Source organism: Mesorhizobium temperatum, assembly GCF_002284575.1.
GTDB classification, from domain to species: Bacteria; Pseudomonadota; Alphaproteobacteria; order Rhizobiales; family Rhizobiaceae; genus Mesorhizobium; species Mesorhizobium temperatum.
The window spans coordinates 79457-86004 of the sequence record NZ_NPKJ01000050.1 but is presented as its reverse complement, the minus strand read 5'-3'; the positions used below and the strand labels follow the sequence as shown (position 1 = coordinate 86004).

Sequence of the window (6548 nt, the reverse complement as noted above, 5' to 3'; positions counted from 1 at the left end):
TTGCGTAAGGCCTTCACGCGGCGCCAGCACGATCTCTACTTTGTTGCCTTCGATCTGCTGCACCTCAACGGCCACGACCTGGGCGACATGGCGCTCCAAGAGCGCCGCGACATCCTTGCCGGCATCATCCCGCCTGACATCCGCATCCAGTTCAGCCAGGCGCTCCCGGGCACTGGCGCCGCGGTCTTTCATCTTGTCGACAAGGCCGGCCTCGAGGTCGCTAACTCTCATCCCAAAAATCCTGCAGCGAGGCATGGCGAAGGTCTTCCTCGCCCCGGAGGTGCTTGATGCGGGCTTTGATTCCTGGTTTGACCCACTGCGTTGCCGGCCGCTTTGGCATTTCCTTTGGCGGTGGCCCGGCATGTTCCTGGACCCGCTTCCATAGCCGTTCCCGCATCTCGCGATTGACACTGACGAAAGCGCTGCCAACATATTTGCGGGTCCCAGGCTCGGCCATCAGGGCGAATGCGGGCTTTCCAGCCTCACGCTCGACGCCGAGCAGTTCAAATTCCCCGACAGTGTAGCATTTCGTCTTTAGCCAGGCCGTCGAGTTTCCACTTCGGTACTTGCTGTCTCTGCGCTTCGACACCAGTGGCAGGGATCAGCATTCAGGAATATAATCCTCCCGTTGCGGCGAGCCCCTTCAATGGAGATCGCCATGCCTCGAAAGACCCTCGCCGACACTCTGGCCGCCCGCGAAACCATCTATGTCAATTGTGCGCACCCGATGTGCTGCAAATCGAGCTCGACATCCAGGCGCTGATTGACAGGCTCGGCCGTCACCACGGCTCGATGCATGACGACCTGGTCGGGCTCTTTGTGTGCTCAAATTGCAAGGCTGCCGGTCGTGACCGCCGGCAGGTGTTCTTCACATGCATTCCTGACTACGAAGGCCAGCAGCGGGCGCGCAATCGCGACTGGAAGCCAACTTTCGAACGAAGGGGCTGAAAGTGGCCGGCGCCGCTTGGGGGGGCGTTGGGGTAGATTGCCTGTAAGGGCGCCGGCCTGGGCGGATTGGGGTCCGCCGTTGAAAACTACCGGGGTTGGCGATTCATGTAACTTCCGTGATCGCGGAAGTCCTACGCGTTGCCGTCGGTCTCGCTTTCCTCGTCGAGCGTTCTCAGTGAGGCGTTAGTCGCGATGATGCAACCACCGCCATGGCCTTCGCGTTTAGCCACCTTCAATCTTGGCGAGCGATAAAAATGGCGGCGTTCATTCCGATTACAGTCTACCTGAATCACAAGCCGACGGTGGTCGCTTCGATAGCCGACGCCGGGACGGCGCTTCAGCAACCATGGCCACTCATGGAAAAGCCGTCCAGGCTTGAAGCAATCCGAATGATCGAGGAATGCCTGGCCGGACATTGCAGTCTCCAAGCTGCGTTCGCTGCTTTCAAGGCGGCCGCATCTGAACAGGGACTTCTTAAGTGAAAGCGTCCAAGCGCAGGCCTTAAGAAATTTGACGGGGTTGCTGAAGACCTGATGTGATGAGGTGGAGCGGCCCGCTCAGACAGCATCTGGTGCTAAAACGTGGTCGGTTGCTCGAACGTTTTTCGAAACGGAACCACCGTTCGTGCTGTGCGTTAACATGCTTCGTCGCCTTTGCCCGCGAGAGCGGGTTGCATGAACGCAGGCGACAAAAGCCGGTCCCTCCGTGCATGGGCCGGCTTCTTGTTGAATAGCGCTCAGTCCTTTGCATCGTCACCGTCTTGCACAGAGCCATCGTTTTCATCTGCCGGGCTTTCTAACCCGGCTAGTTGCCGGTCGGCCATTTCTTTGGCGAGGCCGACTAGGGCATCGACCTCTTGCATCTGGTCCACGTGACCGCCATTGGCGACGCGTTTCCGGATCCTCTTCAGTTGGTCAGAGGTTCGTCGCAACATTTCGGCGATGGACGGCTTCTTGGCCACGCCTGCATCTCCTGCATCCCAACCCTCGAGAAAAGCAAGCGTTCCGGCCCCAAACTTTTGACGGGCAAAAGTTCGAGCGGCCCAGCAGCCACGGCGGGGTGGCCAGCAGCGCCGGGCAACCGGCGTGAGGGGATTGAGAGCGGCGCCGGCTGGGGTGGCATTCTACTCCATTCATGCGCTACTGCTAATATAGTAAGGCGGATGCGGCATGCAGATCCTTCTCCCATTGCAGGTGCCGGCTACCCCCAATCTCCAAGTTGATCAAACGACAGTTGCTCCGTTAGCCTGCAAAATTGCAGGTGTCAGCAACGCCGGGTGTTGGAACCCGGCAATTGGGGGCAATTGGGGAGACGCATCATGACCGATCCCATCATGGACTTAGTCGAAACGGCCATCATCCCCGATGTCTTCATTTCAGGGATGGCCGACATGGAAAATTTGGGAGACGGGAATTTCCGGTGCATATTTTACAGCCGGCAGCGAGCGATCTACGAGCGTGGAAAGTTCGAACACGTGATTGTGTGCCGCCTCGTCATGTCGGCTGGCGCGGCTCATGCGATGCTGAAACAAATCGCACATGCCGTTGAACGAGGATCGGATAACACAGATTCCATCGGCTTTCCTGGTGGGGCACTTCAATGACAACAACCGGCCCGATCTGCTCGACCCTGTGAGGGACGATCTGTTCGACCTTATGACCGACAAGCCGCAGACAACCTACATGGAGAGCGTGTTTGAGGCGCATGTTTATCGTCCATGCAAAACCTGAGAAATTCCCTGCATCTCGGCGACTACGTCGCTCACTCTGCTAGCCGCGTCAATGATTTGAGCGAAAGTCAAGACTTCATCCTTGAGAAGGTGAATGCCGTGGCCCTTGCTATAGCGAAGTCGAGCGAAGACTAGCATTGGTCCCGGATCAACGCCGAAATGAGATAACGCGCCGTGGGATGGTGTTTCGGATGCTGTTTAGTTCGTCAGCCTCTTTCAACAACCTCAGGGCCTGATGTCGATGCTTCGAAAACTCAGCTAAACGGGTGAAGCACTTTCCCAGCAGGCCTATTTTGTCGCCAATCTGATGGGGCATTTTGCTGGCGAGTTTTTGCTTTCTCGCAACCTCGAATATCGCCATCAGCCAAAAATCCAACTGATGGTCGAGAAGGGCATACCCTAAGAGAAGCTGCCCCACCGGACGTTCAATCTCTGCGATGGCCTCAGCTGTGATCGACCGGCTGCCCAGATCTGGCACCATCATCTCATACCACTCTTCCTAAGCCTCACTCCGGCGCCGCCGCCGTTCTCGGGGATGAACTCGATACCGGCCGCTTCGAGCGCGCGAAGGAGTTTTGCAAGCGTGTCTGGATCGCCTCCAGACTTGCCGGTCTCGAAATTGGTGATCGTATTGCGGTGAACCCCGGATCTTTCCGAGAGATCGCGAACGCTCCAATTCACTAAGGCGCGGGCGGCTCTCATCTGTGCGCTTGTCACATAGTCTCCTGTGTGTTATTTCCACATGTGTAAATTACACAATGTGCAAATAGCACAGTCCCGGGAGAAAGCCAAATGCCGAACATCCCTGTTCGGGCTGCCGCCGAAGGCATGCCCATCGAAAAGATCTCTCGCCGCGCCATCCTCACCGGGATCGGCGCCGTCGCCATTGCGGCGGTTACCTCCCCTAAAGCCGAATCATCTGGACTGGGCGAAGCGGGGAGTTCCTCAATCGGAAAGGATTCTCACATGAACATGATCAACCATGAGCACTTTCGAGCCGAGGTAGACGCTGACGCGATCTCAGCTACGAGGAAGAAAACAAGTATCGATGCAATGCTGCTGGAGCTGCCGCCGGCCGAGGCGAGGCAGTTGAGGATAGAATTTATAGCGATCATCTCCGCCGTGAAAGAGATGTGCGCCCGAGGCGAAGATTTCCAATCGATCAGGGATTTTGTCAGAACCCGGTTGCAGCAAAACCAGATGGACTGGAAGAGGTCACATGGAGTTTCTTGAAGGGCCTACGGGGCGGCACTGATCAGGCGACATGGCCCGCTGCCTCACGGCGGCGGGCTTTTTTTGTCGCTGAGGAACCTTACGCTGCGGCGGCCGTTGAGCCCCACCCAAAGGGAGATCACAATGGTCGACGACCCAAACGAAGCCGCAACACGGACGGAGACGCAGCGCGAAGCTCAGGAAGCCTTGGAGAAGCAAGTTGCGCAGCTGAAGCGCGAGATCAACAAGATCAATCGGACGCTCGCGGAGCGCGCTGAAGAGGTGGTCGAGGAAGCCACTGGTTGGTATGAGGGCGCGGCCGATAGCGTGTCTCGGACAACGCAAGCACTTCGCAAAAGGGCGTCTACGGCTTCCGGTGTCGTTCAAGAAAATCCTGGCACGGTGTCGTCCGCCTTCATACTGGGCGCGGCTGTAGGCTTGCTGTTGGGCCTCGTTCTTGTGGCCGGCGACCAGCGCCGGGACCGCTGGATCTAACACGCCCCAAATAAGGGCCAGAGCCCGCTGCTTCACCCGTGGCGGGCTTTTCATGTTCGGGAGCGGAATGACAAATCAGTAACAGGCTTTGGCTCCCTCGATGGTGTCGACGCGATCGATACAGTCCGACATTCGCCGCGCCTTTGCCTGAGCGGCCTCCAACTCTAAAAAGGCCGCGGCCTTTTCGGCCTGAACCTCTTCGTAGGCCGAGTTCAGCACATTAAACTTGTCGACAAGCTCATTGTGTTTCCTGAGTTGCGTATCGTAAGCGTCAACCGCGACATCGAACTTCGATTTGCAGACAAAGCCCTGATAGTCGCAGGTGTAGGAATCGAAGCAGACCGCATCCTTGGCAACGCATGTGGCGCTGCTCTTGCAGACGACGGCGCCGTAATCCAGGCAGGCCGGCTCACCGAACGAGCACGAGAACGATTGTCCGGCGGTACTAGGTGCAACCCACACAAAGGTTGCCAAGAGCGCACTTGCCGATATCGACCGCCGCATCTTCACGCCCACATGAATCCCGTGAAACTGTCAGAGTCGACAATCCGCAGGGTTTGGCGCTCATCGTAGGCCTTGCCGAACCAGCCCTTGTAGCGAATTATGATAGGGATCTCGGCGCGACGGTTCTTCCAAAAACCTCGGTCGCCTTCCTCCGTCGCACCGAATGAGCATGAAAGGTGCGCTCCATTGTGGAGTAGGGGGATTACTGTGGTCGCATCAAAGCAAGCCAGCCACCTCTTCTTGTTGTCCCCGTCGGCACCGGAGCCGAAAGAATCAGCCAAGGCGACCTGGCTGACGACCTCGAACTTGATATCACGGGCTGGAATGGAACCGGAATTGAGTACGACGAGAATATAGGCAATCCCGTTATTGCCACCGGCGTGGGTTTTCACCATCGCCGTGACGATGGGCCTAAATTGCCGCCTCCAAAAGTAGACGGACATGACAAGAGCAACGAGAGATAAAGCCAGCGCTGCCGACGCTATCAAAGTGTCCAAGCCAGTCTCCCCCACCCACAGGCGGGGACAATCGCACGGAACCTGAATGGAAGCGACGACTGGTTCAACGAATCTTCGGTGTTGCCCCAATTGTTGCCCTGAGAGGGCTTGTCAATTGTTGAGCGCAGTGATCGTTCAGCTAAGTGTTTGGAAATGTTGGCTCCCCGGGCCGGATTCGAACCAGCGACCAACCGGTTAACAGCCGGTTGCTCTACCACTGAGCTACCGGGGAACAGAGGCTCTCATGTGAGTGGCGCAGCCTATAGCAAACCCGTTTCGGCTTTGCAAAGAAGCATTTCGTATTTTTCGACGCTTTTTCGCGCCACGATTTCTGGCAATCATGTGCGCGCGTCCTCATATGAGCCGTCTGACGGGGTGCGCGGAACCGAAAACGCGGTTGCGGCTTTCGTCACCTGGTGCTTTTACTTTGCCCGAACGGATCACCGACCAGACATGAGCGCAGCGAGCCACAACCATCCACCGGCACGGAAAATATCGGTCTTCGGCCGTCAGTTCACCATGCCGCGTTCGCGCGGCCTCAGGATTGCGATCGGCGTCGTGCTGATCTTCGGCGGCATTCTCGGCTTCCTGCCGATCCTGGGATTCTGGATGATTCCGATCGGATTGCTGGTGCTCTCCTACGAGTTTGCCTTGGTGCGCCGCCACCGGCGCCGGCTTGTCGTGTGGTGGGAGCGGCGGCGGCGGCCGAACTGACGGGTTTGCACTGCAGGGGCAAGCTTCCGTGAAGGGGCGTCTTTCCGGCTCGGCTAAATCTGGCCAATGCCCGGAGCGCTTTTTCCGGCCCTCGCAGCTCTCCTTTCAGAATGGCGGATCTTCTGCTACCCTATGTAAGGTCCAGATCCTCCCTTTGCCCCACTCCGTACTTAACAATTAACTAATATCTTAATTGCAGGATGCGTATCGACGATTCGATGCGTGGCATCATGGCCGAGGGGAAACCGTCCGGAATGCACCATGGCCGCTTGACGGCATTTTCGCCGCAACCTATTGGAACCGGGTGGAACGCCGGGAGCAATGAGGCCTCGTGGCGGAGTGGTTACGCAGAGGACTGCAAATCCTTGCACCCCGGTTCGATTCCGGGCGAGGCCTCCAAATGCCCAAGCTTCCGCGCACCAGCGCCAGGGGGCTTGAGTTCCGGTCGA

12 protein-coding genes and 2 tRNA genes are annotated in these 6548 nt (G+C 57.7%); 8 read left to right on the top strand and 6 right to left on the bottom strand.

Features of this window, described 5'->3' with window-relative positions:
* From CIT26_RS17805 to CIT26_RS38815, 3 genes are all read left to right on the top strand, one after another.
* The gene (locus tag CIT26_RS17805) at nt 1-288 is read left to right on the top strand and encodes an ATP-dependent DNA ligase (protein WP_425350355.1); all 288 of its coding nucleotides are present in this window, start codon (nt 1-3) and stop codon (nt 286-288) included.
* 426 nt (nt 289-714) lie between these two features.
* Nucleotides 715-948 carry a hypothetical protein gene (locus CIT26_RS17795; RefSeq protein WP_143747862.1) on the top strand — a complete coding sequence of 78 codons (234 nt, stop codon included), beginning with the start codon at nt 715-717 and terminating at the stop codon, nt 946-948.
* Nucleotides 949-1157: 209 nt separating this feature from the next.
* On the top strand, nt 1158-1430 hold the full coding sequence (locus CIT26_RS38815) for a DUF982 domain-containing protein (RefSeq protein ID WP_095493790.1): 273 nt from the start codon (nt 1158-1160) through the stop codon (nt 1428-1430).
* A gap of 254 nt (nt 1431-1684) precedes the next feature.
* On the opposite strand, the gene CIT26_RS17785 is transcribed toward CIT26_RS38815, so the two are convergent.
* Nucleotides 1685-1909 carry a hypothetical protein gene (locus CIT26_RS17785; protein ID WP_095493789.1) on the bottom strand — a complete coding sequence of 75 codons (225 nt, stop codon included), beginning with the start codon at nt 1907-1909 and terminating at the stop codon, nt 1685-1687.
* A gap of 357 nt (nt 1910-2266) precedes the next feature.
* Between CIT26_RS17785 and CIT26_RS17780 the strand changes: the two genes are divergently transcribed.
* Nucleotides 2267-2551, top strand: a complete 285-nt coding sequence (locus CIT26_RS17780; protein ID WP_095493788.1) for a hypothetical protein — start codon at nt 2267-2269, stop codon at nt 2549-2551.
* A gap of 274 nt (nt 2552-2825) precedes the next feature.
* Here CIT26_RS17780 and CIT26_RS17775 read toward each other — a convergent pair whose 3' ends face one another.
* Both CIT26_RS17775 and CIT26_RS17770 read right to left on the bottom strand, forming a co-directional pair.
* Nucleotides 2826-3161, bottom strand: a complete 336-nt coding sequence (locus CIT26_RS17775) for a hypothetical protein (protein ID WP_095493787.1) — start codon at nt 3159-3161, stop codon at nt 2826-2828.
* Nucleotides 3158-3394 (bottom strand): helix-turn-helix domain-containing protein, encoded by a 237-nt coding sequence (locus tag CIT26_RS17770; RefSeq protein WP_245319464.1) that lies wholly within the window; start codon nt 3392-3394, stop codon nt 3158-3160. The genes CIT26_RS17775 and CIT26_RS17770 overlap by 4 nt, the downstream gene beginning before the upstream one ends.
* 75 nt (nt 3395-3469) lie before the next feature.
* On the opposite strand from CIT26_RS17770, the gene CIT26_RS17765 reads away from it, so the two are divergent.
* Together CIT26_RS17765 and CIT26_RS17760 are read left to right on the top strand one after the other, a co-directional pair.
* The gene (locus CIT26_RS17765) at nt 3470-3910 is read left to right on the top strand and encodes a hypothetical protein (RefSeq protein WP_095493785.1); all 441 of its coding nucleotides are present in this window, start codon (nt 3470-3472) and stop codon (nt 3908-3910) included.
* A gap of 123 nt (nt 3911-4033) precedes the next feature.
* Nucleotides 4034-4384: a hypothetical protein gene (locus CIT26_RS17760; protein ID WP_095493784.1), complete on the top strand. Its 351-nt coding sequence runs from the start codon at nt 4034-4036 to the stop codon at nt 4382-4384.
* A gap of 75 nt (nt 4385-4459) precedes the next feature.
* Here CIT26_RS17760 and CIT26_RS17755 read toward each other — a convergent pair whose 3' ends face one another.
* From CIT26_RS17755 to CIT26_RS17745, 3 genes are all read right to left on the bottom strand, one after another.
* The gene (locus CIT26_RS17755) at nt 4460-4900 is read right to left on the bottom strand and encodes a hypothetical protein (RefSeq protein WP_095493783.1); all 441 of its coding nucleotides are present in this window, start codon (nt 4898-4900) and stop codon (nt 4460-4462) included.
* Complete coding sequence (locus CIT26_RS17750) at nt 4891-5385, bottom strand: hypothetical protein (protein ID WP_095493782.1); 495 nt, start codon at nt 5383-5385, stop codon at nt 4891-4893. Before CIT26_RS17750 ends, CIT26_RS17755 begins: the two co-directional genes overlap by 10 nt.
* 157 nt (nt 5386-5542) lie before the next feature.
* A tRNA-Asn gene (locus CIT26_RS17745) sits at nt 5543-5617 on the bottom strand.
* 221 nt (nt 5618-5838) lie between these two features.
* On the opposite strand from CIT26_RS17745, the gene CIT26_RS17740 reads away from it, so the two are divergent.
* Together CIT26_RS17740 and CIT26_RS17735 are read left to right on the top strand one after the other, a co-directional pair.
* Nucleotides 5839-6099, top strand: a complete 261-nt coding sequence (locus CIT26_RS17740; protein WP_029353198.1) for a hypothetical protein — start codon at nt 5839-5841, stop codon at nt 6097-6099.
* A 325-nt stretch (nt 6100-6424) separates the two neighbouring features.
* A tRNA-Cys gene (locus CIT26_RS17735) sits at nt 6425-6498 on the top strand.
* Nucleotides 6499-6548 lie beyond the last annotated feature (50 nt).

Excerpts from the sequence above, each read along its gene's own strand:
- CIT26_RS17760 (WP_095493784.1), top strand. The coding sequence starts at position 4,034 with ATGGTCGACGACCCAAACGAAGCCGCAACACGGACGGAGACGCAGCGC.
- CIT26_RS17740 (WP_029353198.1), top strand. The coding sequence starts at position 5,839 with ATGAGCGCAGCGAGCCACAACCATCCACCGGCACGGAAAATATCGGTC.
- CIT26_RS17780 (WP_095493788.1), top strand. The coding sequence starts at position 2,267 with ATGACCGATCCCATCATGGACTTAGTCGAAACGGCCATCATCCCCGAT.
- CIT26_RS17765 (WP_095493785.1), top strand. The coding sequence starts at position 3,470 with ATGCCGAACATCCCTGTTCGGGCTGCCGCCGAAGGCATGCCCATCGAA.
- CIT26_RS17775 (WP_095493787.1), bottom strand. The coding sequence starts at position 3,161 with ATGATGGTGCCAGATCTGGGCAGCCGGTCGATCACAGCTGAGGCCATC.
- CIT26_RS38815 (WP_095493790.1), top strand. The coding sequence starts at position 1,158 with ATGGCCTTCGCGTTTAGCCACCTTCAATCTTGGCGAGCGATAAAAATG.